A 26,850-nucleotide genomic window follows, 5' to 3' on the forward strand; every position below is an offset into this window, starting at 1 on the left:
TAAGATAAAGAACACACATCAATCGATGTGTGTTTTTTTTTCGGTCAGCAGAATTTGTGGAAATCCAAATTTACAAAAGCATTAACTTTAGAAAACAAAATTAGTGATACCTTTGCAGTCAAATTTAAAGAAATGAAACGTGTTGTTGTAGGGCTTTCCGGTGGTGTTGATTCCAGTGTTGCTGCTTATTTACTGCAAAAGCAGGGATATGAGGTTATTGGTCTTTTTATGAAAAATTGGCACGATGATTCCGTGACTATTTCCAATGAATGCCCTTGGCTGGAAGATAGCAACGATGCACTCTTAGTTGCTGAGAAATTAGGGATTCCGTATCAGACGGTCGATTTGAGCGAACAGTACCAGGAAAAAATTGTGGACTATATGTTCAGCGAATACGAAAAAGGACGGACTCCAAATCCCGATGTATTGTGCAACCGCGAAATCAAATTTGATGTTTTTATGAAAATCGCCCTCAGCCTTGGCGCAGATTATGTGGCTACAGGACATTATTGCAGAAAAGGCGAAATTGATGTAGATGGTAAGAAAGTATACCAACTTCTTGCGGGAGCGGACGGTAACAAGGATCAATCCTATTTTCTCTGTCAATTATCGCAGGAGCAATTGGCAAAATCATTATTCCCAATTGGTGAATTAACCAAACCTGAGGTCCGTGCCATCGCAGCCGAAATGGATTTGGTCACAGCCGAAAAGAAAGATTCCCAGGGATTGTGTTTTATCGGAAAAGTGCGTTTACCTGAATTTTTGCAACAGAAATTACAGGCAAAGGAAGGTTCCATCATACAGATTGATAAAAATAACCCCATATACAATTCAGAGAAACCAGTCTTCAATTCAGAAGTGGAAGCATTGGAATTTGAATCCAAAAGCATTTCCTACTCTCCGGAAATGGGTAAAATGGTCGGAAAACATCAGGGAGCCCACTATTTTACCAATGGCCAGCGAAAAGGTTTGGGCGTAGGCGGAACTGTAGAACCGCTATTTATTATCGCTACGGATGTCACCACCAATACTGTATATACCGGATTAGGCAGCCAGCATCCCGGCTTGTTTAAAAAGGCATTGTTTGTAGAAAAGTCTGAAGTACATTGGATTCGCGAAGATTTGGCTTTAACCAATGGGAAAACGATGGACGTTATGGCCAGAATCCGTTACCGCCAACCTTTACAGAAAGCAACATTGCAGCAGTTTGAAAACGGAATGTATATTTCTTTTGAGGAGCCGCAATCTGCAATCACTGAGGGACAGTTCGTTGCCTGGTATTTTGATGACGAATTAGTTGGTTCCGGGGTAATTTCGTAATTTAGTAGTTTCTAACACTGGAATGTATGAGATTCAGAATAGTAATAATCATCTTTTTAATCTCCTATCTCGGGTATTCTCAGGAGGATGCGTGGATATATTTTAATGATAAGCCAAATTCTCAATTCTATTTTGACAATCCACTTCAAATGCTTTCCCAAAGAGCTTTGGATCGAAGAACCACTCAAAACATTTCATTAGATATAAAAGATGTTCCAATCCATCAGCCCTATATTGATCAAATTACGGCTTCTTTTGGAATCACCGTAAAGGCTCAATCAAAATGGATGAACGCCTTGCATATTCGTGGAACTCAGGCGGATATTGCCGCTTTGGCAGGATTGTTATTTGTTGATCATATTGAATATGCAAACCACTCCTTAAATTTCAGAATTGCTGTCGGTCCGGATATTAATAAAAATAGCCAAAAGAAATTCCAAAACATATTAGTCAATTACAACTACGGAACTTCCGCTACACAAATTCAAATGTTAAATGGGCATATTTTGCATCAGCAGGATTATACCGGAACCGGCAAAATAATTGCAATTATGGATGCCGGTTTTCCTGGTGTTAATACCGCGGCACCTTTTCAACGATTATTTAGTAATAATTTGATTTTGGGAGGTTATGACTTTGTGGCAAGGACTAACAATCCGTATGTAGGCTTCCAGCATGGAACTCAGGTTTTGTCTACCATGGGCGGTTTTGTTGACGGACAACTAGTTGGAACAGCACCAAATGCTTCCTATTATTTATTCCGTACTGAAGATGCCGCCACAGAGAATCCTATTGAAGAAAGCAACTGGGTCGAAGCCGCGGAACTCGCCGACAGTCTGGGTGTCGATGTAATCAATACCTCATTGGGCTACTTTGAATACGATAACCCGGCATATAATTATACGTATACCGACATGAATGGTGTCACTTCATTTATTTCCAGAGGTGCCAATATTGCGTTTAGCCGCGGAATGATTTGTGTGACTTCTGCAGGGAATTCGGGTGGAACCTCTGACCCCTTCATTGGGGTGCCCGCGGATGCTTTGACAACACTTACCGTTGGTGCTGTCACGGGAAGTGAAATACGGGGTAGTTTCAGTTCCATAGGACCAACATCCGATGGGCGTATTAAACCAGATGTCATGGCAATGGGAGTGGCAGCTACGGTAGCCACAGAAACTGGAGTAATAACCACTAACAGTGGTACGTCATTTTCAGGACCTATTTTAGCAGGGGCATTGACATCATTTTGGTCGGCTTTCCCATGGTTTACCAATGCAGAAGTAATTCAGCTTGTCAAACAGTCGGCCGACCGTTTTACTATACCCGATAATATGTATGGGTATGGAATTCCCGATTTTCAGCTGGCATTGAATATGGCGTTATTGGAAGTAAACCAAAACAGTGTCACCAACATTAAGGTCTACCCAAATCCTGTAAAAGAGTCAGTTACAATTTCGGTTCCGGAAAATATCGACACATTCAGTATTCAATTTTATAATAGTATAGGACAAAATGTTTTTACCCAAAACAGCAATAATAGTATCCAGAATATTTCTTTACAGGCATTACCCAGCGGAATTTATTTCTATAAAATTGATGCTGCCAATACAGTTAAAACGGGTAAATTAATAAAACAATAAAATCTTCGATCTAATAATTTCATGAATAGAATCAAACAACTCTTCAATATTAAATACCCGATTATCCAGGCTGGAATGATTTGGAATAGTGGTTACAAATTAGCCAGCGCCGTTAGTAATGCCGGCGGCTTGGGAATAATCGGAGCAGGTTCCATGTATCCTGAAATTTTAAGGGAGCACATCCAAAAGTGCCAGAAAGCTACCGACAAACCTTTTGCGGTAAATGTGCCTATGCTTTATCCGAATATTGAGGAAATCATTAAAATTATTGTGGAAGAGGGCGTGAAGATTGTTTTTATGTCTGCCGGAAATCCAAAAACCTGGACTTCGTTCCTGAAAGAAAATGGCATTATTGTTGTTCATGTTGTCAGCAGTTCGAAATTTGCTATTAAAGCACAAGAAGCTGGAGTGGATGCAGTTGTCGCAGAAGGCTTTGAAGCCGGAGGCCATAACGGAAGGGATGAAACGACTACATTTACTTTAATCCAAATGGTAAAGGAGCAGATTTCCATTCCATTGATTGCTGCAGGGGGAATTGCAACGGGCAGAGGAATGCTTGCTGCGATGGTTCTTGGAGCTGATGGAGTGCAGGTTGGGAGCCGTTTTGCTGCTTCGGTGGAATCATCATCGCACAATAATTTCAAACAAACCATCGTTGATGTCCAGGAAGGCGATACGCAGTTAACACTGAAAGAACTGGCACCAGTCCGATTGATTAAAAATAAATTTTATGACGATGTACAGGAGTTATATAAAAAATGTCCCACTACCGAAGAACTGAAAAATTTATTAGGTCGGGCCAGAGCTAAAAAAGGAATGTTTGAAGGCGATTTAATCGAAGGTGAACTAGAAATCGGTCAAATTGCAGGGTTGATTCACGATATAAAACCCGCCGCTCAAATTGTTAAGGATATGATGGATGAATTTGAAGCAGCTCAAAAAGAAGTAATAAAATCACAATTGGAAATTGCCAACAAGATTTAATTACGAATAAAATTATGAAAATGACAAAGTTAAAAACGATATTGATTTTATTAGTACTGATGCTGGGACTACAGCAATCCTATAGTCAGGTCTATAAATTTCAGACTACCGGATTCAGTGTTTTGGAAAAAGATTCCAAAGGAAAATGGGGAAAATGGTCTGATTTGGCAAATGTCAATCTAATTGTGACACTGGATACTAATAAAAACAGGATAGTAGTTTACTCTCAGGAAATCCAGCTGTACGAAATTGTGAATTACGAAGACAAGCAGGAAAGTGATAGCGATGAAATTTACCCATTCACTTGCACGGATGTTGATGGGGAAAAATTTACCATTTCAATCATCACACGTAAAAACCAGAGCAACCGTAAGCAAATGTATATCAATCAAAAAAATACGATAATCGTTTATAACATTGTCAATTTTATTGAAAAAGAAGATAAATAGAAAGTACATTTAAGCCGCTCTTCAGCGGTTTTTTTTATTTCACATATTTTATACTACTTGCAGATTTTGATTTCAAATCTAATGTGTATTTTTGCTTTAGATAAAAAACGTATGAAAAAGATAATTTTATTTTTAACTATTATATCCTCTACTGTAATGGCCCAGCAGCGCCCAAAATTGGTTGTGGGTATTGTTGTGGATCAGATGAAGATGGACTATTTGTATCGATTTTCAGATGATTTCTCTGCCAATGGTTTCAAAAGGCTGATGGAGAATGGATATACATTCCAAAACATGCATTATAATTATATGCCTACCTATACCGGTCCGGGACATGCATCAATATATACCGGTACCACTCCAGCCACTCATGGAATTGTAGGTAATGAGTGGTTTAGCCGCACCTTGGGCAAAGATATGTACTGTACTGATGATAATGCGGTAACCACTATTGGCGACGGTACTTCTTCGGAAGGGAAAATGTCTCCTAAAAACCTTCAGACAACCACTATTACAGACGAATTGCGTTTGGCGACCAACTTCAAAGGAAAGGTAATCGGCATGAGTCTTAAAGATCGTGGAGCCATCCTTCCGGCCGGGCATTTTGCCAATTGGGCATTTTGGTATAGTAAATCAGGCGCATTTATTTCGAGTACTTTTTATGGAGAAAAATTACCGGATTGGGTTACCCAATTCAATCAGGAGAAACATTATATGCCGTATATCACCAAAGGCTGGGATTTATTTAAACCGAAAGAAACCTATAATGAAAGCCTTGCCGATGATAATCCGTATGAAGGGAAATTGTATAAAAGTGATGCACCGGTTTTTCCATACGATCTGAATAATATGTATGCTAAAAATGATGCGGGAATTTTGCGATCGACGCCGTTCGGGAATGATCTTTTGGCCGAATTTGCAATGAAGGCTATAGAAAATGAATCTTTAGGTAAAGATGATGTCACCGATTTTCTAACGGTAAGTTTTTCTTCCACTGATTATGTCGGACATCTTTTAGGGCCACGTTCGATGGAAATACAGGACGCCTATTTGCGTTTGGATCAGACTATTGCTGATTTTTTGGTTTATTTGGATAAAACGGTAGGCAAGAATAATTACCTCCTTTTCTTAACCGCAGATCATGCCGGTGCGGAGAACGTGAATTATTTGAAGGATAATAAATACAATGTGAAAAGTATCAATCCTAATGATATCCGATCCGGATTAAAAAAATATTCGAACGATACTTTTGGAGCCGATCTGATACTGAACTATTCCGATTTTAACCTGTTCTTTAATAAAGAAGCGATTAAATCCAAAGGATTGGAGCTGGCAAAAGTGAAGCAAAGTTTCAAGGAATATCTGATGATGCAGGAATATGTAAAACGGGTATATACTGAAGAAGAAATTTTGAGCAATTCGGGTAATGATTATTTCCTTAATTCTATCTCCAACGGCTATGACGCCACACAAAATGGTGATTTGGTAATTTTGGACAAACCCGGGTATATTGAATATCACGGTACCGGTACTTCTCACGGCACACCTTACAGTTATGATACGCATGTGCCGTTAATTTTTTACGGTTGGAAAATTCCAAAGGGCGAAACCAGCGACAAGAAAGTAATCACGCAAATAGCGCCAACAATCTCACAAAAGATAAAAATTCCTTTACCTAACGGAACGAGATCTAATGTTCTTTTGGAAATTTTAAGAAATAATTAAACTTTAACCACAAAAAAAGCACGATTCTCATCGTGCGTTTTTTTACATATCTATTTCTATCTGATTCCGAATAATGTCTTCAAAAGTTTCCCTTTTAGTAATCAGGTGCGCTTTGTCATTCATCCAAAGTACTTCCGCGGGTTTGCATCTGGAATTATAATTTGAAGCCATTGTAAAACAATACGCTCCGGCATTTTTGAAACACAGAATATCACCTTCCTTAATTTCGGTAATTCTCCTGTTGCTTGCAAACGTATCGGTTTCGCAGATATAACCAACCACCGTATAAAAACGTTCTTTTCCTTTAGGATGGGAAATATTTTCAATCTGATGTTCCGAACCGTACAACATAGGACGAATCAAATGGTTGAAACCCGAATCAATACCTGCAAAAACAGTCGATGTGGTCTGTTTTACGACGTTCACTTTTGCCAAAAAGTAACCGGCTTCACTCACTAAAAATTTTCCAGGCTCAAATGTCAGAGTCAATTCACGGCCATATTCCCGTTCAAAAGCATTGAAGCGTTTGCTTAGTTTTTTACCCAATTCCTCAATGTTGGTTTCAATATCTCCTTTTTTGTATGGAACTTTAAAGCCACTTCCGAAATCGATAAAATCAAGTGTTTTAAAATTTTTGGCTGCATCAAACAAAATCTCTGATGCATACAAAAAGACCTCTATATCCAGAATATCCGATCCGGTATGCATGTGTATTCCGTTGATGTCCATGTTCGTATTTTCCACTATGCGTAATACGTGAGGTAATTGGTGTACTGAGATTCCAAATTTACTGTCGATATGTCCGACAGAAATATTCGAGTTTCCTCCCGCCATAACATGTGGATTTATACGGATGCAAACGGGAATCTGTGGATGTTTGGTTCCAAATTGTTCTAAAATGGAAAGGTTATCAATATTAATCTGAACGCCCAATCGGGCCACTTCCTCGATTTCGTCCAAGGAAACGCCGTTTGGAGTATAAATGATTTTATCTGGTGAAAATCCCGCGTGTAATCCCAACTGTACTTCCTGTATTGAAACCGTGTCCAATCCCGAATTCATCTGTTTCAGGAGCTTCAGGACCGATAAGTTCGACAATGCCTTTACTGCATAATTGATGCGTAATCTTTCCACCTTGGAAAAAGCATTGGTTAAACGTTGGTACTGGGACTGAATTTTTGCGGCGTCGTATACATATACCGGGCTGCCAAATTCTTCTGCTACTGCAAGTAATTGATGGGATTCCATGGTCTGAATTTTTATACAAAACTATTGTAGAAAATTATGGTATCCAAATGATTTCGTGAAGATTAACAAATTGTAACAAAATGTTATAAATATAACAAATAATATAATGTAAAGAAGTTGAAATGGATTGGATTTTTAAAGTCTAACAATGTGAATCGAATTGGCTTTAAATTCAGTAATTTAGTGAAAGGCTTTAGTGTTTAAAATTCAATTAATAAAAATATCATGAATACACAAGTACTGATAGTTGGAGCCGGGCCCACAGGACTAATGGCCGCCAATCAACTGCTCCGATTTGGAATTGATTGCGTCGTTATTGATACCAAATCAGGGCCAACATTTGAGTCGCGGGCAATTGTAGTCACGGCAAGAAGTCTGGAAATTTACCAACAAATGGGGCTTTCGGATACTGTTGTAGAAAATGGTATTGAAATGAATTCTTTTAATCTGTTTTCTGAAGGGAAAAGGAAAGCGTCGATTAAAATAGGCGAAATAGGCAAGGGGATGACTGATTTTTCATATTTGTTGGCTTATGAACAAAGTCAAAATGAAACATTGCTTTATGAAAATTTAAAAAATAATGGACGAGAAGTGCAATGGGAAACCGAATTTATTTCCATAAAAGAGCATCAAAACGAAATTATTATTTTAGCTAAAAAGAGTAACGAGACTTTTGAAATTAAAGCCGAGTACTGCATTGGATGTGATGGTGCTAAAAGCAAAATCCGACACCAAATGAATTTCAATTTTCATGGGGGAACGTATGAAAATAAGTTTTTTGTGGCAGATGTTATTATGAATTGGAAATTGCCTCATGATAATCTCGTTATTTCGCCTTCGGATAAAAATTTCGTTGGCTTTTTTCCGTTAAAAGGTGATCGGAATTTTCGTGTTTTAGGAAGTTTACCTAAGGCTTATTTTGATAAGGAAGATATCGGTTTTGAGGATATCGAAAAAGAAGTTATTAAAACCATCGGTATTCCCATTGATTTTGAAAAGGTAAATTGGTTTTCTGTTTACAATCTGCATCATCGTTGTGTGGATAATTTCAGTTCCGGGAGATTACATTTAGCCGGCGATAGCGCTCATATTCACAGTCCGGCCGGAGGACAGGGAATGAATACAGGTTTACAGGATGTTTATAATCTGGCATGGAAACTGGCATTGGTTTTAAAAAAACAGGCTAAAAGTGATTTGCTGACCACCTACAATGAAGAGCGATTGCCATTTGCGCAATGGCTGATGCGGTTTACGGACAGGATGTTTAATTTGATGACGAGTGATAACTGGTTTATTGCAAAATTAAGAAAGCATATTGTCCTCAAACTGATTTCTAAAATTTTCACTTTCGAAAAAGTACGTCCCATCTTATTTAGAACCATTTCGCAGATTTGGTACCACTATAATGGAAAATCGTTGTCATTATCTACCAGTAAGCAAAAATTACTTTTTCATGCCGGAGATCGATTGCCCTACATGCCGACAAAAAATTCCCAAACTCCTTTCTACGAATTGTTTACGAAAGCCTCCTTTCATTTGCTGCATCTGGCAAACACCCCATTAGAGAATGAAATGTGTACCAAAATAAAAACAATATTTCCATTTCCATTAAAAATAGTAGAATGCCAACTTACGGATAGCTGGAAGAAATTGGGTGTTCTTAAGGAACTTTTTGTATTAATCCGCCCGGATAATTACATCGCTTATATATTTGATTCTTTTGAGAAAACAGAAATTGAAAATTATTTACGCCCCTATTTTCATAATCCTCAAATGGAAACCGAAACCAGTAAAATCAGAGCCAAATAAAAATCTAAAATCCTTTCGCCCATTAGATAAATTTGTTATTTTTGTTGCACTTTTAAAAAAGTCAAATACTTCATTATGGATATACACGAATACCAAGGAAAAGAAATATTAGCCAGTTATGGTGTGAAAGTTCAACGTGGTTATGTTGCCAACAACCCAACGGAAGCGGTTGCTGCAGCAAAGCAATTAACTGCCGAAACCGGAACAGGATGGCACGTTATTAAAGCACAGGTTCACGCTGGTGGTCGTGGAAAAGGTGGAGGAGTGAAGCTTGCAAAAAACTTGCAGCAGGTAGAAGAAATTGCAGAACAAATCATCGGAATGCAATTGATAACTCCCCAAACTTCTGCAGAAGGTAAAAAAGTACATAAAGTTTTAGTTGCTGAGGATGTTTACTATCCAGGTGAGAGTGAAACTTCAGAATTTTATATGTCTGTATTATTGAATAGAGGAAGAGGTCGTAACATGATTATGTACTCTACTGAAGGTGGAATGGATATTGAAGAAGTGGCTGAACATACTCCTCATTTGATTTTTACCGAAGAAATTGATCCTTCAGTTGGATTACAAGGTTTTCAGGCAAGAAGAATTGCTTTCAATTTAGGATTGTCAGGAAATGCCTTTAAAGAAATGGTGCAGTTTGTTGATGCTTTATACAAAGCTTACATTGGTTCTGATGCCTCGATGTTTGAAATCAACCCGGTTTTAAAAACTTCGGATAACAAAATTATTGCTGTTGATGCCAAAGTTAATTTGGATGACAATGCTTTATACAGACACCCGAAATTAGCTGAAATGCGTGATATCCGTGAGGAAAACGCTATTGAGGTTGAAGCAAAAGCTGCCGGATTAAACTATGTTGATCTTGACGGAACTGTAGGTTGTATGGTGAACGGAGCAGGTCTTGCAATGGCCACTATGGATTTGATTAAATATGCTGGTTACGAGCCTGCTAACTTTCTTGACGTTGGTGGAACAGCAGATGCAAAACGTGTAGAGTTGGCTTTCCGTATTATTTTGAAAGACCAAAACGTGAAGGCAATTTTGATTAACATTTTTGGAGGTATCGTTCGTTGCGACCGTGTAGCTCAAGGTGTTGTTGATGCATACAAAAACATGGGCGATGCTATTAAAGTGCCAATCATCGTTCGTTTGCAGGGAACCAATGCTGAGATTGCAAAAGAATTAATTGATAATTCAGGTATGCCAATCTTATCTGCAGTGGAATTCCAGGAAGCAGCCGATCAGGTAAAAGCAGCTCTTTCTTAATTAGAAAATAGTTATATATTAGAAAATCCTGAGTGAAAGCTCAGGATTTTTTTGTTTAATTGATTAGTTTTGAAACCGAAATATTCTTTTTCCTAGAAGTCAAATATGTGTTCCACTTTAATATGATCTTTATTCAATTGGATGAGCAATGTGTTTAATTCAGGTACTGGTATGGCAACTGCAATCCGCTGCATTTTTAAATCTGAAGAAATAGGCTGTTCAAAAACAATCTGAGCATTTCCTAGATTGAGGGTTTTATTTATCGGTGACAATACAGTAACTAGGATAGCGGAATTATTTCCGGCAATTTCCTTAAACCGGTAACCTTTATAAGCTAATTTGCAAATTGCTCCGTTGAATTTATCATATCTCGGAAGGTCTACTAATGTCTGGTTCCGTTTTTCAGCCATTAAATTTTGTGTTGAAGGTGAATCCAATGCCACTAAAGTAGTAGGTAAGGTTTCATCATAGACTTTTTCTGTTCCTAATCCAATAAGTTTGCCATAGGCTATCTTTACAAGTAATTCTGAAGTGAGGATATATTTGCGTTCCATTTTTCTGGCAAAATGATTATCAAAAATAGAAGTTGAACCCCATAAAGATTTAAGGCGGCTTTTAAAGTCAAATTCATACCAGGGCCTGTCTTTGATAAAATCAACATAGTCTTGGGTGAACTTAGCATTTAACTGGTCTTCATCAGTAAATACTTTATCAGTATCGGTTATCCTGCCTATTATAGTTTCATACCATGCCTTAATTGAATATTCAACTGATGCACTGGTACCAATTACCCAAATCATAAATTGATAGCCTTCATTAGGTGGGAAATTGCCTTTAATCTGGTCGTTCATAACGTTATAACCTTCCCAGATCTGGGCGGTATGACTCATAAATGGAAAACTGCTCGCAGTATGATGTTTAAAATAGTTGGCTTGTTCTTCGGGACTGAAAACTAGGTACCATTCAGTAAAAGTCAAGAACGTCTGATCTGCAGGCCGGACATCTTTTTTTGGTGTTATGGAATTCTTATTGATGGATAACCATTCTTTCTTGATGGTCAATCCCTCATTTTCTACAATTGTAGTTGGACTTGTTTTTTTCAAAAAGAAAATCGATCCTGCCAGCAGAACTGAGAAAAAAGTTAATATCCTAAGCCGTTTCATGAATTACAATTTGATGAATGAAAGTAGCGTATTATCAGTGGGATCTTTTTCCTGTATAATCCTATTTCCACTATCTGAAAAGCCATAAGACGTAATAATAGTACTCCACTCATCAATTGATTTAAATGATTTGAATTCGGAATTGTCTTTTTCCCATGTTTCATTTAAACCTAAATTAAAGACAGTATGCACCAACGAAACGTATGTTGCCATTTCAGGAGTTTTTACATCATGGTCTCTCATGATAAACTGCCCTCCCTTTCTTAAAATTCGGTGAATTGATTTTATATATCCATCTAATAATGCTGTTGGACAATGGTGCAGGCCGATATGGCAAGCTACCACATCAATGCTTTCGTCAGCAATTTCTTCTTGACTTATCGGTTGATAATTGTTCAATGGGATAAATTTACCGAGCTTATTAATTTGTCCTCTTTCAAAAATATCTGCCAAAGAAGAGTTTGGTGCAATATCATTTGTAAGCACTACATTACCGGTTATAGTAATATGTTTTTTTAATTCACTTAGATATCTTCCGGTGGAACCGATTTCCAAATACCCGTCAATTTTTTTCTTATTTCCCAAAAGCTGCAATACTTGCTTTGCCATCTCTTTTTTCTGTTTCTTTAATGCAGGAAGAGCATATGTTATCTCTGAAAGAAAAGGTTTTATCGTTGAAAGATCAGTTTGTATGGCTTTGTAAATTTCTTCATCGGAATTTTTTTGTTTTGTTTTTTCTATAATAAGATGATGGAATTTGTCTTCCGGATACAAATGAAAAATTACTTGCAGAAAACGATAAAATGAATCGCTTAATGTGGTGTCTGCAAAAACTGTCTTGAATTCTGATATTGGTGTATTCATTTTCTTAGTTTTATTTATAATATGTATCCCAAATTACATTTCTAAATTTGAATTCCGGGTCCAGTTGTTTTTTTATTTCGAATAACTTCTGTGCATTTGGGTAGGCTTTATGAAATTGTTCATTTGTAGCATGAGCCTGATAGGGCAGATAGTATGAGCCATTCAATGCGATTGCGGCATCGATTAATTCTCTAGTCCATACGGCTACTTTATTCTTCTCGGCCGCAATTGTTCCTTGTTTGTGCCAGATTACGAATGCAAAAACTTCTTCTTTTGCCCAAGCTAATAAAGAACCGGGGTCTGCTTTTGCATGACGTATTGATACATTAAGGACATTTACGTTATATCGGATGAAAATCTCGGACATTTGAGTGGAAAATTCATCAAATTTAATCGCCGGGATGAAATATTCCTGCAAAATATACGAGCTGTCTTTTCTTGATTCGGGTTCTAATTCTGCAACATCGTAACCTGCTTCGTAATTTCTCCAATGTACTTTTTTACTCAAATATAAAAGTGGATCTATAATATATTCTCTCCGCCATTTTCCAAATTTACTTCTACTAAATGCACTAATGAAATACCGCTCTATTGGATAGGCGGCAGCCAAAGGCATGAGTTTGGTTTTTACGGTAGGCTTTTCATCCGTTTTCATCCAGCTTACTGCTCTGATGTTTTTGTAATGAGGAGGATAAATATCTCCGTTATGAAAAATCACTTTTTCATTTTCCCGTATATTTTCAAAAAAATATTTTTTGTACTCTTCGCGTTTCATCTTTTTTTGAATCCGCTTAACCAGTATGTTTTCTTCTAACTCAAATTCTGCAGTTGCAATTACCATAGCTGCATTATAACAGCCAATAGAAGCGTAAAAAAGTTCCGGATTTTCAGTGGGGGAAGTTTTGATGAGTTCTCCGTTTGCTAAAATCACTTTCAATGATTTTACGGATAATATAACGGCACCCATACCAATATATCGTCCATGGACATTGACGCTTAAGGAACCACCTACGGTAAAATTGGCATATGTCTGCATGATTTTAATACTCAAATTATACTGGTCAATGTATTGTTGGATATCACACCATCGGGTTCCGGCTTGTACTGTAATTGTTCTGTTTTCTATTGAAAAATCAAGAATGGCATTCAATTTTCTCATATCAATATGAAGACTATTTGAACTGGCCGTTTGTCCTCCCATACTGAATCTTCCTCCGCCAATTGAAATTGGAATTTCTGAATTTTTAATCAGGTTTTGCAGTTCTTCTATCGTAGCAGGTATTGCAACTTTTGAAACAAGTACGGGATTCAATTGTGTTATGTCATTTATAATTCTTTCCTCGGTTTTCAAATGTGGAATTTCTTGTGCATTTCCATTTTTAAAATAATCAGATGCTGAACCAGGAACATTCCCGTACCGATTTGAAGAAACATTTCCTTTTTTAAATCCTAAAAAATAAATGAGTACAATGGGACCAAATACAGGAATAAGCACTGAGTAAAGCCAGTAGATACTTCTGTCACTATCCTGAAGACGTTTTGTTGCCGTGGCAATTAATGCCCAAAACAATAACGGATAAATAAACCACGTTGCAGAATAAGAAATAGTGTAGGTAAGAAGAGTAAAAAGGATGTAGAAAGAAGTCCAAATAAATATTGATACAGTCCAATAACTCCGTCTATTGATTCTACCTCTGTTTGTAAAAAGCAAATAACTTACAGGGAGTTTATCTTTAAATGCCATTTAGATATTTGGATTGATTTTAATAAATCTTGAATGAATAAGAAATGGAAGCCAATAAATTGGGATTTTTAATTCAGTTCTCAAATATATATAAAAAAATCCTAAGGTTTAACTTAGGATTTTTTATTCTTACCATTATTATAACGCACTTTTTCGACGACCTGAATTTTTGGGGTAGCCTTATTTGGTGCTTGTTTTTTGTATGGTTTTTTCGCCGGCTCTTTGTCGCCTCTTGCTTTTTCGGGATCCTGACTTGCTGATTTTATTGCTGTTTTATTTTTGTTCAAAACATCAGCGGGATTTTTAGGGTTTTCCTTTGTTCCACGTAAGTGAATCACTAATGCGTTCAGGAAATTACGCAAGACTTGGTCGCCACATTCCACATAATTTTCGTGGTCTTCCGCACGGAAAAAAGCGCCCAGTTCTGATTTGGAAATTCTGAAATCAACCAATTCTAAAATTTCTACTATTTGGTCATCGCGCAACATTAAAGCCACACGGAGTTTTTTAAGGATATCGTTGTTAGTCATAATTGTATTTTAAAGTGCAAAGGTACACATTTTGAAAAGGATTTTGATAGTATTCCCTTTTTAGAATCTGTAGGATAGCGTCCTCTTGTTTGCATTTGTATTTTAAATTGTGTTATTTTTGTTAAAAATAGAAATGACATGTCGACACGCGAAGATAAAATAAGCCTACTTTCTGAAATGATTGCGTTTGCAATTGTAGATGGCGAACTACATGATTATGAATATGATTTTCTTTTGTTGGTTTCGACCGAATTGCAAATTGAAAAGGAAACCTTTTTGGATTTGTTCCGAAAAAGGGATGAATTGACGGTCATAAAGGATGAATTTACCCGAATCCTGCATTTTTACCGTTTGGCTTTATTAATGCATGTGGATGAGGTTTTACATGAAAATGAAATTATTGCCATAAAAGAAATCGGTATCAAAATGGGACTCAATCCCGCCGCTATGAAAAAAATTCTCCAAATAATGAAAGAGTCACCAAATCAGATAATAGAACCCCAAATATTAATTACTGCTTTTCAGGAGCAGCTGAATTAAACTAAAAAAGACTACCAATTGATAGTCTTTTTTTATTTTATATGAATTTTAGTTTTTTAATTTTTTTGCCGGCTGGAATTTTTCCTGTCCGGTTTGCCATAATGAAAAACTGACTAAATCTCCAAGTGATTCGATTGACTTGGTTTTTGAATTGCCCATACCGTGCCCGGCTTCAAAATCGGTGTAAAACAAAATTGGTTTGTCGGAACCATTGGCTGCCTGTAGTCGGGCGGCAAACTTGGCTGGTTCCCATGCAATCACTCTCGGATCATTCATTCCGGCGGTAATTAATGTCGCCGGATAATTTACACCGTCTTTCACATGTAAATAGGAATCCATGGCTAACAGCCCTTGAAATTCTTCCTCATTTTTGACAGTTCCAAATTCGGGTGTATTGACAGGTCCGTTGGGGGAATTTTCCATTCTCACCGGATTCAGGCAACCCACCAATGGAACCGCTGCTGCAAAAAGATCAGGTCTTTCCGTTATGGCTCGTCCAATAAGTATTCCTCCTGCACTACCACTGGCAATGGCGATTTTCTTTGGGGAAGTATATTTATTGGCGATGAGATATTCTGCGGAAGCAATCAAATCTTTCCAAGTATTTGGCTTGGTCGTCTTTTGACCCGCTTTATGCCACGCATCACCCATTTCACCACCACCCCTAACATGTGGAATGACCAAAATACCACCATAGGTACAATACGTTAAAAGAGAAGAACTGAAATAAGGATCCATCGATGCTCCATAAGCTCCATAACCGAACATCAAGACAGGATTATTGCTTTTCATTTCGGTTCTTTTATTCGAAATAATAGAAACCGGAACCATTACTCCATCATGAGAAGGTACCATCACTTCTTTGACCACCAAATTATTAAATTCGGGATATTCAATTGCTTTTGACAGTGGTTGGTATTCAAAACTATTCGTTTCGGGACTGTACAGATATCGCTTGGTAGGAGAGGTCCAGCCTGTAACGGTAATCCAGATATCGCTGAATCGTTCGTCTTTGGTTTCAAAAAAAGCGGAACCGGCTGCGAATGGTAGTTTTAATTCCACGGGTGTTGTTTTTTCATTTTCCAGAAAAAAGACTTTTGCCTGAACACCATTTTCAGTGATGCTGTAATAAAGTCCGTCTTTCGTTACAGCGAAATTCGTAATATGTCCTTTTTTAGGTTCCTTGATGACCGTTTTGGCATTTTTAATATTGGAATCACTGAAAGGGACTTTGATGATTTTATAATTCGGAGCATTTTTGAACGTGGAGTAATAGATATTTTCTTTACTGAATTTAAAATCGGTGACTTCATCACTTTGTTGGATCAGACTTTTCCAGGTCGTTGGCCCCTGATTATTAGGATATGGTGCGACATATACTTTATAGCGTTTATCGACAGTTATGACCATTCCAAAAAGAGTGTTCGAATTTTTATGGAAATAAACCATAGGAAATTCTTCCGGGAGGATTTTCAACTCCGGATTGGTAGTATTGGAAAAAAAATCGATGTCATTTTTGGGATCATCACCTACTTTGTGGATGTATGTTTTGGAATTCAATTCCCGATTCATGTTTTTGACGTCAGCGGAAGATAACCTGTTATACAGAAATGATTTGCCGTCAGGAAGCCAGGAAGCCGAACTGAACCAGCATCGATCAATGATTTCCGGATAAATTTTCCCGTTAATGTCAATAATAATTAAATCGGAACTCTCGGAACCATTAGCAGCTATTTCAAATGCGGCTAAATCTCCTTTGTCATTTGGGCTTATAGAACTGATGGTGTAATGGATACCACTGCTTTTTTTATATTCCTCCGGATTGAATAGTAGTTTCTCTTCACCTTTGTATCCTTGCCGATGGTATAATTTTCCGGTCTCATCCTCTGGATTGACTTTCAGATAAAAGTAATGGTCATTTTCCAAAATCCTCAAATTGTATATTATGGCGCCTTCCCTTTTATCCAATTCTAACAGTTTATTGAGCAATGCCTGTCTTTCCGGAATCGCATCTAACGTAGCTCTGGCATAATTGGCGTTGGATTTCATCCAATCCAGAACCAGTGGATCTTCTAGGTTTTCCAGGTACCGATAAGGATCATTTACTTTGATGCCGTAATACTCGTCGGTCACCATTTTTACAGGTGTCAACTGTGGTTTTATTTGGCCCTGTAGTGAAAAGATGCCAAAAATCAAAAACGCAAAGGGGAGAGTGAATCTAGTTTTCATATCAATTGATTTTAATTAAATTCAAAAATTGAAAGACTAGGTAGACGTGTAGAGCAATGTAAAATTAAGTATTTATTTCAAATAACTGATTAATAGTTGTTTATAAATTTTAACTTAATTGTCCCTGAAGTTTTTTAATGTCGTCCCGAAGTTTGGCAGCCTGCATAAAATCCAAATCTTTGGCTGCTTTTTCCATGGCTTTGCGTTTTTCTCGGATGATTTTTTCGAGTTCAGGTTTGGACATATAGGCGGTATCCGGTTCTGCAGCTTTGCTGAATGTATGGCCCAGTTCGTATTCCACCAACGGGTTTTTGGTAAAGGCACTTTCGATTTTCTTGTTCAGTGCTTGCGGTGTAATATTATTGACAGTATTAAAATTGATCTGCTTGCTTCTGCGATAATTCGTCTCATCAATTGTCTTTTGCATGCTGGCAGTAATCTTGTCTGCATACATTATCGCTTTTCCGTTAAGGTTTCTCGCAGCCCGGCCAATAGTTTGGGTCAAGGAACGATGGCTTCTTAAGAAACCTTCCTTATCGGCATCCAAAATCGCAACCAGGGAAACTTCCGGTAAATCCAATCCTTCACGCAGTAGATTCACCCCAATTAACACATCAAAAATCCCTTTACGCAAATCCTGCATGATTTCAATTCGTTCCAAAGTATCCACATCTGAATGGATGTAGCGGCAACGTATCGAGACTTTTGTTAAGTATTTTGCCAGTTCCTCGGCCATTCTTTTGGTTAAGGTTGTAACCAAAACCCGTTCGTCCACCTCACAGCGCAATTGAATTTCTTCAATAAGATCGTCAATTTGGTTCAAACTCGGGCGCACTTCAATCACAGGATCCAACAATCCAGTCGGACGGATAACTTGCTCGATATACACACCATCGGTTTTCTGCAATTCATAATCTGCGGGTGTCGCCGATACATAAATGACTTGATTTTGCATCGCTTCAAATTCCTCAAATTTCAGCGGACGGTTGTCCATTGCTGCAGGAAGACGAAATCCATAATCCACCAGATTTTCTTTTCTGCTTCGGTCTCCGCCATACATTGCATGTACTTGAGACAATGTGACGTGGCTTTCATCGACCACCATCAAATAATCTTTTGGGAAATAATCCAATAAACAGAAAGGTCTTGTTCCGGGCAAACGGCCGTCCAGATATCGTGAATAATTCTCAATTCCTGAACAATAACCCAATTCCCTAATCATCTCCAAATCGAAATTGGTGCGTTCTTCAAGACGTTTGGCTTCCAGATGTTTACCGATTTCCTTGAAATAATCCATTTGTTTGACCAAATCCTGTTGGATTTCCCAGATAGCACTTCGCAGCACATCCGGTGAAGTCACAAACATATTGGCCGGATATATATTTAGCTTATCGTATTTCTCAACTACTTTCGAATTTTTAATATCAAATGATTCGATTTCCTCAATGTCATCACCAAAGAAATGAATCCGGAACGGATCATCACCATAGCTTGGGAATACCTCTACCGTATCGCCTTTAATCCTGAAATTCCCCGCTGAGAAATCGGCTTCTGTTCTGGCATACAAACTTTGCACCAATTGCTGCAACAATTTGGTTCGCGATATGACTTGGTTTTTGGCAATCGAAATAACATTTTTTTGAAATTCCACCGGATTTCCAATACCGTATAAACACGAAACCGAAGCAACGACAATAATGTCCCGCCGCCCCGAAAGCAGGGATGAGGTTGTGCTCAAACGCATCTTTTCAAGTTCTTCATTGATAGATAAATCTTTTTCAATGAAAACACCGGTTGTCGGAATGAAAGCTTCGGGTTGGTAATAATCGTAATAGGATACAAAATATTCAACCGCATTATCGGGAAAGAATTGTTTGAATTCGGAGTACAATTGGGCCGCCAATGTTTTATTATGAGCCAATACTAAAGTAGGCCGCTGTACTTCTTCAATGACATTAGCCACAGTAAATGTCTTTCCGGAACCTGTCACGCCTAGTAATGTCTGAAAACGTTCGCCATCAACCAAACCCTGAGCTAATTTTTCAATCGCCTGCGGCTGGTCGCCTTTTGGTTGGTAATCAGATACTACTTTGAATTTCATTTATATTGTTTATTACTGTGGAATCTACAAAAGTACGAAGTTTGGTTTATTTGCAAACCTTACAATTTTCTTTTTCTTGGTGCTCCCCGATAAGAAGTCCTTTGGAGTTTAACTTATAGTCACAACAACTCATAAAACCTTCCTGCAACAATTTACGTCCGCGTTGGATTCTGGATTTGGCACCCGAAAGTGAAATGTGTAATATCTCAGCTACCTCATTTTGTTTTTTACCATTGATTTCACTCAATAGTAATGCTTCTTTGTATTTATCCGGAAGCGAATTAATCATGGGCAAGATGCAGTTTTTAGCCGAATGGTCATAATTTTCTTCGATTTCTGCAGGTTCCAATAATGGTGGCTGCCTAGAACTATTTTTGAAATGATCCATAATCGCATTATGCGCGACTGTGTAAAGCCAAGATTTCAGGCTTTCCGTATTTTTTACTTTATTTACATTCAGGTGGATTTTTATAAAAACTTCCTGCAGGATATCTTTGGTAATATACTCATCCTTTACTTTACTGAAGATGTATTTTTTCAGCATTCCGGAAAAATCCTCCCATATATTATGTGTTTCCATAATCTAATTTCATATAAAGATAAAACCCAAAAACAAGATTGCTTTTGGGTTTTGGATTTATTTAGCATTTGCAATCGCCACAGTCACAATTTTCACAAGTGCAGCTGGCACATTGTCCATTTTGACATTCGGTACATTTACAAGTACATTTTTTGGTATTCTCTTCGGTATTTTTCATTTCGTTAAAAATTTAAAGTTATATACATAAGACTTTAGATTTCCAAAAAAGACGCAAAATGAACTACTTTTTTTTAATATTGCCACTTTTTCTGCTGGATTTCACTCAGAAAAGTCCATGCCACAATTCGGCTGGTCTTTTGGCCCTGAGCCATATCAATCGTTTTGACGGTAACAGCATTGACTTTATTTAACGTTTTGTAGATGCTGGAAAGATTGTCTTTTTTGGATACCAAAGTGGTAAACCATAAACATTGCATCGGATACTTCGCACTCTCATATATCATTTGAGTGATAAAACCCAGTTCACCTCCTTCACACCATAATTCAGCATTTTGACCTCCAAAATTCAGCACAGGTTTTGTGGTTTTGGTGTTTTCCAAATTATTGATTTTCCGTATCGTACTTTTTGTTGCTTCCGCCTGAGAGGAATGAAAAGGAGGATTACATATCGTAAAAGCGAATTTGTCTTCGGGTTCCATTATGTTTTTAAAGATAAAACGGGATTCAATCTGCAATTGCAGGCTGATGGCGTCAATCAGTTTGGGATTGGCTTCAATGATTTTTTTGCAATTCTGAATCGCAGCTTCATCAATGTCGGTTCCGACAAAACTCCATCCGTACACTGAATTTCCAATAATAGGATAAATGCAGTTGGCACCAATACCGACATCCAACCCTTGGACAGTCTCGCCTTCGGGAATGATTCCGTTATTGGTCGAAGCCAGTAAATCAGCGATATAATGGATGTAATCGGCTCTTCCGGGGATTGGTGGACACAGATAATTTTGCGGGATATCCCAATCCTGGATGTCGTAATATTCAATAAGCAGTGCCTTGTTTAAAGCCTTAACAGCATCAGGATTACTAAAATCTATAGTTTCGATATCGTGTTGATTAATCCCTACAAATTTTTCCAATTGGGGATTACTCAATATTAATTGTTTGAAGTCATAACCCGATCGGTGAAGATTTTTTGGGTGCATATTCGTTTTTTCTATAATTTCTTTCGGTTTCATTTCTTTCATTTCACTGCAAAGATAAGCAATCCATTTTTGGCAAAATCAGGAGTTTATGAAATGATTCGAAGGATTTAGTGCGGTTTCGTATTGGAGAATTAAAAATTATGTACTTTTAAGAGATAAACAAAATGTGACTTCATGACAAGAAAAGGGTTTAAATTTCGGTGTAAAATAAAATACATCCTTTTTGGAGTATTGTTTTCCTATGTCATTTTTTGTCAGTCCTGTATGATGATGCGCACGTCACCTAAAAAGACCAAAAAATTTTTCGATAAAGCGCAAATTGGGTTTGTAGATAAGAAAATAATTGTTGACGGACATAAGCTCCACTATGTCCAGACAGGAACCGAAAACAAACCTACTTTGGTTTTTATCCATGGTTCTCCCGGAAGTTGGGATGCTTATAAAAACTATTTGATTGATACATTATTACTTCAAAAATACCGGATGATTTCAATAGACCGTCCCGGTTTTGGAAATAGTGAATTTGGCGAAGCCCAAGATTTGAAAACCCAATCTCGATTACTTGTTGGTTTTTTGAAAACGATTGATAATAAACAATCGATTGCTCTGGTAGGTCATTCCATGGGTGGACCGTTAATCGTCAAAATGGCAACAGAAGAACCTTCTAAATACAAACATTTAATCATTTTGGCTGGTTCGATTGACCCCAATGCAGAGAAACCTGAAAAGTGGCGTTACGTCATACAAATGAAACCCATCCGATATTTGATTCCGGGTGCAATGCGTCCGGCGAATGACGAATTATGGTGGCTGAAACAGGATTTGGTTGATATGGAACCTTTCCTTAAAAATATTACCTGTGATGTGACCATTATTCATGGGACAAAAGACCGATTGGTTCCTTACAGTAATGTCGCTTTTATGAAAAGAGTGTTTGTAAATGCCAAATCCATCGATATTATTTCAATTCAGGATGCTGATCATTTTATTCCGTGGAGTGATTTTGAAACGATCCGGAAAGCATTACTGGAATTGAAATTATAATCAATCAAAACACTCCATTAGCAATAAATCGCCTTCGTCGTGTTCAATTTTTACGATACCGTCTGCGGCTACATGGTTGCTGCTCCCGGTTCGGTAACCAATTGTCAGGCTATCATTGGTTAAAGGATAAAATAAATTCTCGGAATGGATTCCCGTTACATGTCCAATAGGAATTAAAGAAATTGGAGTATTGACCGGATACCATTTTTCATATTTCTTAGGTAATAAAAAGACTTTGGAATGATCATCGAGAATAACGATTTTCAGCTGTTCGCGATACTGCACCATATTTGTTAAGTTGGATATTGTATGATCGGCCCGTTTTCCGGTTGCCCAAACCACATTCACCGCAGGAATATTTCTTTCGTAGAGGTAATCAAAAGCTTTTTCCAGATCGGTTTTATTCTGGTCCGGCGTGTGTACGATCTCAATAGGATACTGCATTTCCCTATAATGACTGGCATCAAAACCACGGTCGAAATCCCCCAATAACACGTCGACTTTTATGCCCAATTCCAACACCCGTTCGATAGCAGAATCCAGAACAATAACTAATGGTGACCATTCCAATAATTGTCCGAGTAATTCATTACTGCAGGCTGCGCCATTGGCAATGATTAAGGCAGGTTCCTGATCATCGCGAACGATATGGTGTGAAGACATAGGTTGAAGTTTATCGTTTCAAAATTAAGCATTTTTAAAATAAAAAAGACGACTGTTTCCAGCCGTCTTTAATGTAGATATTGAAAAAGCTTATGCTAATTTAGCGTCAAGGTTTACTTTAATTGCAGCTAAGAAATCTTCTGTAGTCAGATAATCGGCGCTTGTAAGACCTTCCGGTTTTACCAACATCGCTAAATCTTTCGTCATTTTTCCGCTTTCAACCGTATCGATACATACTTGTTCCAAGGTTAAACAGAAATCAATTAATTCCTTATTACCGTCCAATTTACCTCTGTGTTCCAATCCTCTGGTCCACGCAAAAATTGACGCGATAGGGTTGGTTGAAGTTGCCTTTCCTTGTTGGTGTTGTCTGAAGTGTCTGGTTACTGTACCGTGGGCCGCTTCTGCTTCAACCGTTTTTCCGTCAGGAGTAACCAAAACCGAAGTCATTAACCCCAAAGAACCAAATCCTTGCGCTACGGTATCCGATTGTACATCCCCATCGTAGTTCTTACAAGCCCAAACAAAACCACCGCTCCATTTCATTGCCGAAGCAACCATGTCGTCGATTAGTCTGTGTTCGTATGTAATTTTTAAAGTTTCAAATTTTGCTCTGTAATCCTTTTGGTAAACTTCCTCAAAAATATCTTTGAAACGACCATCATAGGCTTTCAAAATCGTGTTTTTTGTAGAAAGGTATAAAGGCCATTTTTTTGTCAAAGCCATTTGGAATGATGAATGTGCAAAACCGTAGATGCTTTCATCTGTGTTGTACATTGCCATTGCAACGCCATCTCCTTCATAATCATACACTTCCCAAGTTTGTGTTTCACCTTCTTCAGGAACAAAAGTCATGGTTAATTTTCCTTTTCCTTTAATCACGGTATCCGTTGCTTTGTATTGATCTCCAAAAGCGTGACGACCAATAACGATTGGTTTAGTCCAGCCCTGAACATAACGCGGTACGTTGCTCATGATAATTGGCTCTCTGAAAACGGTTCCACCAACGATATTACGAATCGTTCCGTTTGGTGATTTCCACATTTTAGAAAGATTGAATTCTTTTACACGGTCTTCATCAGGAGTAATGGTGGCACATTTGATACCCACATTGTATTTTTTGATGGCTTCAGCCGAATCAACAGTGATTTGGTCTTTGGTCGCTTCTCTGCTTTCAATGCCTAAATCATAATATTTAATATCCAATTCAAGATAAGGAAGAATTAATTTGTCTTTAATGAAGGCCCAGATAATTCTTGTCATTTCATCACCATCCAGTTCTACAACCGGATTAGCTACTTTAATTTTTGTCATACTATTGGTGTGTTATTTTGTTGAATTTGCAATCTTGTTCGCAAATATAAAAAAATCAAAGTTCATTAGTAAATGTTATCTAATTTAGTTTTGATTGCAAACAATCTTTTAATGAATTGATATTTTTCGAGTACTTAATTCCGAATGTGGTAATTTTCGGAATTAATATTTATCAAAAAAAAAGTCCCGACAATGTCAGGACTTTTATAATAAAGGGATAGTAGACTATCTTCTTTTATCTCTAATTTTTGCTTTCTTACCAGTAAGTTCTCTGAAGTAGAAAATTCTAGCTCTACGAACTGCACCTTTTTTGTTGATTTCAATTTTTTGCAAAGCAGGCAAGTTTACCGGGAAGATACGTTCAACTCCTACAGCACCTGACATTTTACGGATAGTAAAAGTTTCAGTATTTGCAGAACCTCTTCTTTGGATAACTACACCTTTGAAAAACTGAGTTCTAGTTTTTTCACCCTCTTTAATTTCGTAGAATACAGTGATAGTATCACCAGCTCCGAATACAGGGAAATCTTTTCTTGTTACGAATTCGTCCTGAACGAATTTCATTAAATCTGCCATGATAATTTTTTTAATTATGGTTTTGAATTAGAGCAACATACGCGGATTTCGCCAGAGGTTGGTCCAAATTAGGGTGCAAAGATAGAAAAAATGTTTAAAGTTTAAAATTTTTCTTGTTTAAAGTTTATCGAAACTTGTAATTCCAACTTAAAACTAATTTTATTCCTCCAATAAATCAGGTCTTCTGTTCTTCGTATGTTCGTAGGCCATGTCTTCACGCCATTTGTCTATTTTGGCAAAATGGCCGCTGGTCAATACCTCCGGAACTTTCCAGCCTTTGTAATCGGCAGGTCGTGTATAAATAGGAGGCGAAAGTAAATTGTCCTGAAAACTATCGGTCAGTGCCGAAGTCTCATCACTCAAAACTCCCGGAATCAAACGGATCAATGCATCGGATAACACCAAAGCACCCAATTCGCCGCCGGATAAAACATAATCACCAATCGAAATCTCTTTCGTGATAAAATGATCGCGCACCCGTTGGTCTACACCTTTATAATGTCCGCAAAGAATAATGATATTCTCGTACATCGACATCGTATTGGCCATTTTCTGGTTCAGGGTTTCGCCGTCCGGAGTCATATAGATGATTTCGTCGTATTCCCTTTCACTCTTCAGATGCGTGATACAGGCATCAATCGGCTGCACCGTCATCACCATTCCGGCACCACCGCCAAACGGATAATCATCGACACTTTTTTGTCTGTTGGTCGTATAATCCCGAAGATTGTGAAAGTGAACCTCCACAATCCCTTTGTCAATCGCCCGTTTCATAATCGAAGCTTCAAATGGGCTTCGCAGTAATTCGGGCAAAACGGTAACAATATCAATGCGCATAATTTTATTTCTAAGTTTATCTGAGCGGCAAAGGTACAAAGTTTCAGGTATATTTATGTTCAGGAGCCGTTTCCCGCTTTCCACTCTATCTTTTCCTGCTTAAAGAAAGCAGCAAAAGGATGCCGTTGCAATCGGGGCTAGGGAAATCGCATTCAATTTGAATACCATATTGAAGATATTACCATTTTTCAATATTAGCATATCTAACTATTACAAAGAAGAATGATAATCAAAAGAACAAATTCGGAAGACCTTGATTTTCAACAACTGGTAAAGCAATTGGATGTGGATTTAAAAATCCGTGATGGGGATGCCCATGATTTTTATGCCCAATTCAATACTATCGACACGATAAAATATGCTGTAGTTGCTTATGACCAAAATGAAGCGGTAGGCTGTGGCGCCATCAGACAGTTCTCCGACGATACGATGGAAGTGAAAAGAATGTTTGTGGTTCGCGCTCAACGCGGAAAAGGCATCGAATCCATAATCCTGAAGGAATTGGAAAATTGGACTACAGAACTTCATTTTCATACCTGTATATTGGAAACCGGTCACAACCAACCCGAGGCCATTGAACTCTATAGAAAGAATAACTATGCCATTATCCCAAACTACGGCAACTACGCCGAAGTGGAAAATAGTGTTTGCTTCAGAAAAGAGTTATAATTCTGCGGTGGCAGGATCAATAACCGCTGAAACTTCTGTGACAACGTTTGCGGGAAATCCTCCTTCTTTTGCGTGTTCGCGAACCATGTCTTCATTGGCCGCATTGTAAATACAATAAATCTTGTCAGTTGCAACATAACTGTGGACCCATTCTATTGCAGGCCCCATATTTTTTAATACTCCACAGGATTTCTGTGCTATTTCTTTTAGCTGCTCCGGTGTTAATTTACCGGCGCCGGGAAGTTCCCGTTCTATTACGTATTGTGGCATGGTTTTAAAATTTGAATTTGTACTTTAAATTTACAAAAATAAAATGGGTAAAAATAAAACGGTTTTAAATATTTAACACTTAATACCTTGAGCCATAATTAAAAAAAATTCGGTTA

The 26,850-nt window shown here is 37.7% G+C and carries 24 protein-coding genes; 10 read left to right on the forward strand and 14 right to left on the reverse strand.

Translation table 11 applies throughout. The annotated features are described in order from the left end of the window. Nucleotides 1-99: 99 nt before the first annotated feature. The 5 genes from mnmA to pafA all read left to right on the forward strand — a co-directional run bounded on the left by mnmA (nucleotide 100) and on the right by pafA (nucleotide 6,121). Nucleotides 100-1,320 (forward strand): tRNA 2-thiouridine(34) synthase MnmA, encoded by a 1,221-nt coding sequence (gene mnmA / locus FNW07_RS08860; protein ID WP_255512751.1) that lies wholly within the window; start codon nucleotides 100-102, stop codon nucleotides 1,318-1,320. Nucleotides 1,321-1,346: 26 nt separating this feature from the next. Then, the gene (locus tag FNW07_RS08865) at nucleotides 1,347-2,963 is read left to right on the forward strand and encodes a S8 family serine peptidase (protein ID WP_126742767.1); all 1,617 of its coding nucleotides are present in this window, start codon (nucleotides 1,347-1,349) and stop codon (nucleotides 2,961-2,963) included. Between the two features lie 21 nt (nucleotides 2,964-2,984). Further along, nucleotides 2,985-3,947 (forward strand): nitronate monooxygenase family protein, encoded by a 963-nt coding sequence (locus FNW07_RS08870; RefSeq protein ID WP_126742766.1) that lies wholly within the window; start codon nucleotides 2,985-2,987, stop codon nucleotides 3,945-3,947. Nucleotides 3,948-3,967: 20 nt separating this feature from the next. Then, nucleotides 3,968-4,396, forward strand: a complete 429-nt coding sequence (locus tag FNW07_RS08875; RefSeq protein ID WP_126742765.1) for a hypothetical protein — start codon at nucleotides 3,968-3,970, stop codon at nucleotides 4,394-4,396. Nucleotides 4,397-4,507: 111 nt separating this feature from the next. Further along, nucleotides 4,508-6,121, forward strand: a complete 1,614-nt coding sequence (gene pafA, locus FNW07_RS08880) for an alkaline phosphatase PafA (RefSeq protein WP_126742764.1) — start codon at nucleotides 4,508-4,510, stop codon at nucleotides 6,119-6,121. A 42-nt stretch (nucleotides 6,122-6,163) separates the two neighbouring features. Here the strand turns inward: pafA and lysA are convergent, their stop codons facing one another. After that, a complete protein-coding gene (gene lysA, locus FNW07_RS08885) occupies nucleotides 6,164-7,369 on the reverse strand; it encodes a diaminopimelate decarboxylase (RefSeq protein WP_126742763.1) in 1,206 nt (401 codons plus the stop codon). Nucleotides 7,370-7,594: 225 nt separating this feature from the next. Between lysA and FNW07_RS08890 the strand changes: the two genes are divergently transcribed. Next, nucleotides 7,595-9,178 (forward strand): FAD-dependent monooxygenase, encoded by a 1,584-nt coding sequence (locus FNW07_RS08890; RefSeq protein WP_126742762.1) that lies wholly within the window; start codon nucleotides 7,595-7,597, stop codon nucleotides 9,176-9,178. A 75-nt stretch (nucleotides 9,179-9,253) separates the two neighbouring features. Continuing rightward, nucleotides 9,254-10,447 (forward strand): ADP-forming succinate--CoA ligase subunit beta, encoded by a 1,194-nt coding sequence (gene sucC / locus FNW07_RS08895; protein ID WP_126742761.1) that lies wholly within the window; start codon nucleotides 9,254-9,256, stop codon nucleotides 10,445-10,447. A 92-nt stretch (nucleotides 10,448-10,539) separates the two neighbouring features. Here the strand turns inward: sucC and FNW07_RS08900 are convergent, their stop codons facing one another. From FNW07_RS08900 to FNW07_RS08915, 4 genes are all read right to left on the reverse strand, one after another. Next, on the reverse strand, nucleotides 10,540-11,610 hold the full coding sequence (locus FNW07_RS08900) for a hypothetical protein (RefSeq protein ID WP_126742760.1): 1,071 nt from the start codon (nucleotides 11,608-11,610) through the stop codon (nucleotides 10,540-10,542). Nucleotides 11,611-11,613: 3 nt separating this feature from the next. Continuing rightward, complete coding sequence (locus FNW07_RS13880; RefSeq protein WP_126742759.1) at nucleotides 11,614-12,474, reverse strand: class I SAM-dependent methyltransferase; 861 nt, start codon at nucleotides 12,472-12,474, stop codon at nucleotides 11,614-11,616. Between the two features lie 10 nt (nucleotides 12,475-12,484). Continuing rightward, nucleotides 12,485-14,218: an FAD-binding protein gene (locus tag FNW07_RS08910; protein ID WP_126742758.1), complete on the reverse strand. Its 1,734-nt coding sequence runs from the start codon at nucleotides 14,216-14,218 to the stop codon at nucleotides 12,485-12,487. Between the two features lie 113 nt (nucleotides 14,219-14,331). Further along, complete coding sequence (locus tag FNW07_RS08915) at nucleotides 14,332-14,748, reverse strand: DUF1456 family protein (protein WP_126742757.1); 417 nt, start codon at nucleotides 14,746-14,748, stop codon at nucleotides 14,332-14,334. A gap of 138 nt (nucleotides 14,749-14,886) precedes the next feature. On the opposite strand from FNW07_RS08915, the gene FNW07_RS08920 reads away from it, so the two are divergent. Further along, a complete protein-coding gene (locus tag FNW07_RS08920) occupies nucleotides 14,887-15,288 on the forward strand; it encodes an excinuclease ABC subunit B (protein ID WP_126742756.1) in 402 nt (133 codons plus the stop codon). A gap of 48 nt (nucleotides 15,289-15,336) precedes the next feature. On the opposite strand, the gene FNW07_RS08925 is transcribed toward FNW07_RS08920, so the two are convergent. The 4 genes from FNW07_RS08925 to rlmF all read right to left on the reverse strand — a co-directional run bounded on the left by FNW07_RS08925 (nucleotide 15,337) and on the right by rlmF (nucleotide 21,394). Further along, nucleotides 15,337-17,517, reverse strand: a complete 2,181-nt coding sequence (locus FNW07_RS08925) for a prolyl oligopeptidase family serine peptidase (RefSeq protein WP_126742755.1) — start codon at nucleotides 17,515-17,517, stop codon at nucleotides 15,337-15,339. Nucleotides 17,518-17,626: 109 nt separating this feature from the next. Beyond that, nucleotides 17,627-19,618: an excinuclease ABC subunit UvrB gene (gene uvrB / locus FNW07_RS08930; protein WP_126742754.1), complete on the reverse strand. Its 1,992-nt coding sequence runs from the start codon at nucleotides 19,616-19,618 to the stop codon at nucleotides 17,627-17,629. 46 nt (nucleotides 19,619-19,664) lie between these two features. Continuing rightward, a complete protein-coding gene (locus FNW07_RS08935) occupies nucleotides 19,665-20,198 on the reverse strand; it encodes a sigma-70 family RNA polymerase sigma factor (RefSeq protein ID WP_126742753.1) in 534 nt (177 codons plus the stop codon). 251 nt (nucleotides 20,199-20,449) lie between these two features. Continuing rightward, nucleotides 20,450-21,394, reverse strand: a complete 945-nt coding sequence (gene rlmF, locus FNW07_RS08940; RefSeq protein ID WP_126742752.1) for a 23S rRNA (adenine(1618)-N(6))-methyltransferase RlmF — start codon at nucleotides 21,392-21,394, stop codon at nucleotides 20,450-20,452. 141 nt (nucleotides 21,395-21,535) lie between these two features. Here rlmF and FNW07_RS08945 point away from each other — a divergent pair, with 141 nt between their 5' ends. Then, complete coding sequence (locus FNW07_RS08945) at nucleotides 21,536-22,405, forward strand: alpha/beta fold hydrolase (protein WP_126742751.1); 870 nt, start codon at nucleotides 21,536-21,538, stop codon at nucleotides 22,403-22,405. On the opposite strand, the gene FNW07_RS08950 is transcribed toward FNW07_RS08945, so the two are convergent. The 4 genes from FNW07_RS08950 to trmD all read right to left on the reverse strand — a co-directional run bounded on the left by FNW07_RS08950 (nucleotide 22,406) and on the right by trmD (nucleotide 25,795). Continuing rightward, nucleotides 22,406-23,068 (reverse strand): thiamine diphosphokinase, encoded by a 663-nt coding sequence (locus tag FNW07_RS08950; protein WP_126742750.1) that lies wholly within the window; start codon nucleotides 23,066-23,068, stop codon nucleotides 22,406-22,408. A gap of 90 nt (nucleotides 23,069-23,158) precedes the next feature. After that, entirely contained in the window at nucleotides 23,159-24,382 is a 1,224-nt protein-coding gene (locus FNW07_RS08955) for an isocitrate dehydrogenase (NADP(+)) (protein WP_126742749.1), read from the reverse strand. 225 nt (nucleotides 24,383-24,607) lie between these two features. Continuing rightward, nucleotides 24,608-24,958: a 50S ribosomal protein L19 gene (gene rplS, locus FNW07_RS08960; RefSeq protein ID WP_126742748.1), complete on the reverse strand. Its 351-nt coding sequence runs from the start codon at nucleotides 24,956-24,958 to the stop codon at nucleotides 24,608-24,610. Between the two features lie 159 nt (nucleotides 24,959-25,117). Then, on the reverse strand, nucleotides 25,118-25,795 hold the full coding sequence (gene trmD, locus FNW07_RS08965) for a tRNA (guanosine(37)-N1)-methyltransferase TrmD (RefSeq protein WP_126742747.1): 678 nt from the start codon (nucleotides 25,793-25,795) through the stop codon (nucleotides 25,118-25,120). Nucleotides 25,796-26,017: 222 nt separating this feature from the next. Between trmD and FNW07_RS08970 the strand changes: the two genes are divergently transcribed. Then, nucleotides 26,018-26,464 (forward strand): GNAT family N-acetyltransferase, encoded by a 447-nt coding sequence (locus FNW07_RS08970; protein WP_126742746.1) that lies wholly within the window; start codon nucleotides 26,018-26,020, stop codon nucleotides 26,462-26,464. Here the strand turns inward: FNW07_RS08970 and FNW07_RS08975 are convergent. Continuing rightward, a complete protein-coding gene (locus tag FNW07_RS08975; RefSeq protein ID WP_126742745.1) occupies nucleotides 26,459-26,734 on the reverse strand; it encodes a DUF4242 domain-containing protein in 276 nt (91 codons plus the stop codon). The genes FNW07_RS08970 and FNW07_RS08975 overlap by 6 nt on opposite strands. Nucleotides 26,735-26,850 lie beyond the last annotated feature (116 nt).

The organism is Flavobacterium sp. GT3R68 (assembly GCF_007109225.1).
Classification (GTDB): domain Bacteria; phylum Bacteroidota; class Bacteroidia; order Flavobacteriales; family Flavobacteriaceae; genus Flavobacterium.

Coding starts and splice junctions, on each gene's coding strand:
- FNW07_RS08865 (WP_126742767.1), top strand. CDS start 1,347: ATGAGATTCAGAATAGTAATAATCATCTTTTTAATCTCCTATCTCGGG.
- FNW07_RS08870 (WP_126742766.1), top strand. CDS start 2,985: ATGAATAGAATCAAACAACTCTTCAATATTAAATACCCGATTATCCAG.
- FNW07_RS08875 (WP_126742765.1), top strand. CDS start 3,968: ATGACAAAGTTAAAAACGATATTGATTTTATTAGTACTGATGCTGGGA.
- pafA (WP_126742764.1), top strand. CDS start 4,508: ATGAAAAAGATAATTTTATTTTTAACTATTATATCCTCTACTGTAATG.
- lysA (WP_126742763.1), bottom strand. CDS start 7,369: ATGGAATCCCATCAATTACTTGCAGTAGCAGAAGAATTTGGCAGCCCG.
- FNW07_RS08890 (WP_126742762.1), top strand. CDS start 7,595: ATGAATACACAAGTACTGATAGTTGGAGCCGGGCCCACAGGACTAATG.
- sucC (WP_126742761.1), top strand. CDS start 9,254: ATGGATATACACGAATACCAAGGAAAAGAAATATTAGCCAGTTATGGT.
- FNW07_RS08900 (WP_126742760.1), bottom strand. CDS start 11,610: ATGAAACGGCTTAGGATATTAACTTTTTTCTCAGTTCTGCTGGCAGGA.
- FNW07_RS13880 (WP_126742759.1), bottom strand. CDS start 12,474: ATGAATACACCAATATCAGAATTCAAGACAGTTTTTGCAGACACCACA.
- FNW07_RS08910 (WP_126742758.1), bottom strand. CDS start 14,218: ATGGCATTTAAAGATAAACTCCCTGTAAGTTATTTGCTTTTTACAAAC.
- FNW07_RS08915 (WP_126742757.1), bottom strand. CDS start 14,748: ATGACTAACAACGATATCCTTAAAAAACTCCGTGTGGCTTTAATGTTG.
- FNW07_RS08920 (WP_126742756.1), top strand. CDS start 14,887: ATGTCGACACGCGAAGATAAAATAAGCCTACTTTCTGAAATGATTGCG.
- FNW07_RS08925 (WP_126742755.1), bottom strand. CDS start 17,517: ATGAAAACTAGATTCACTCTCCCCTTTGCGTTTTTGATTTTTGGCATC.
- uvrB (WP_126742754.1), bottom strand. CDS start 19,618: ATGAAATTCAAAGTAGTATCTGATTACCAACCAAAAGGCGACCAGCCG.
- FNW07_RS08935 (WP_126742753.1), bottom strand. CDS start 20,198: ATGGAAACACATAATATATGGGAGGATTTTTCCGGAATGCTGAAAAAA.
- rlmF (WP_126742752.1), bottom strand. CDS start 21,394: ATGAAACCGAAAGAAATTATAGAAAAAACGAATATGCACCCAAAAAAT.
- FNW07_RS08945 (WP_126742751.1), top strand. CDS start 21,536: ATGACAAGAAAAGGGTTTAAATTTCGGTGTAAAATAAAATACATCCTT.
- FNW07_RS08950 (WP_126742750.1), bottom strand. CDS start 23,068: ATGTCTTCACACCATATCGTTCGCGATGATCAGGAACCTGCCTTAATC.
- FNW07_RS08955 (WP_126742749.1), bottom strand. CDS start 24,382: ATGACAAAAATTAAAGTAGCTAATCCGGTTGTAGAACTGGATGGTGAT.
- rplS (WP_126742748.1), bottom strand. CDS start 24,958: ATGGCAGATTTAATGAAATTCGTTCAGGACGAATTCGTAACAAGAAAA.
- trmD (WP_126742747.1), bottom strand. CDS start 25,795: ATGCGCATTGATATTGTTACCGTTTTGCCCGAATTACTGCGAAGCCCA.
- FNW07_RS08970 (WP_126742746.1), top strand. CDS start 26,018: ATGATAATCAAAAGAACAAATTCGGAAGACCTTGATTTTCAACAACTG.
- FNW07_RS08975 (WP_126742745.1), bottom strand. CDS start 26,734: ATGCCACAATACGTAATAGAACGGGAACTTCCCGGCGCCGGTAAATTA.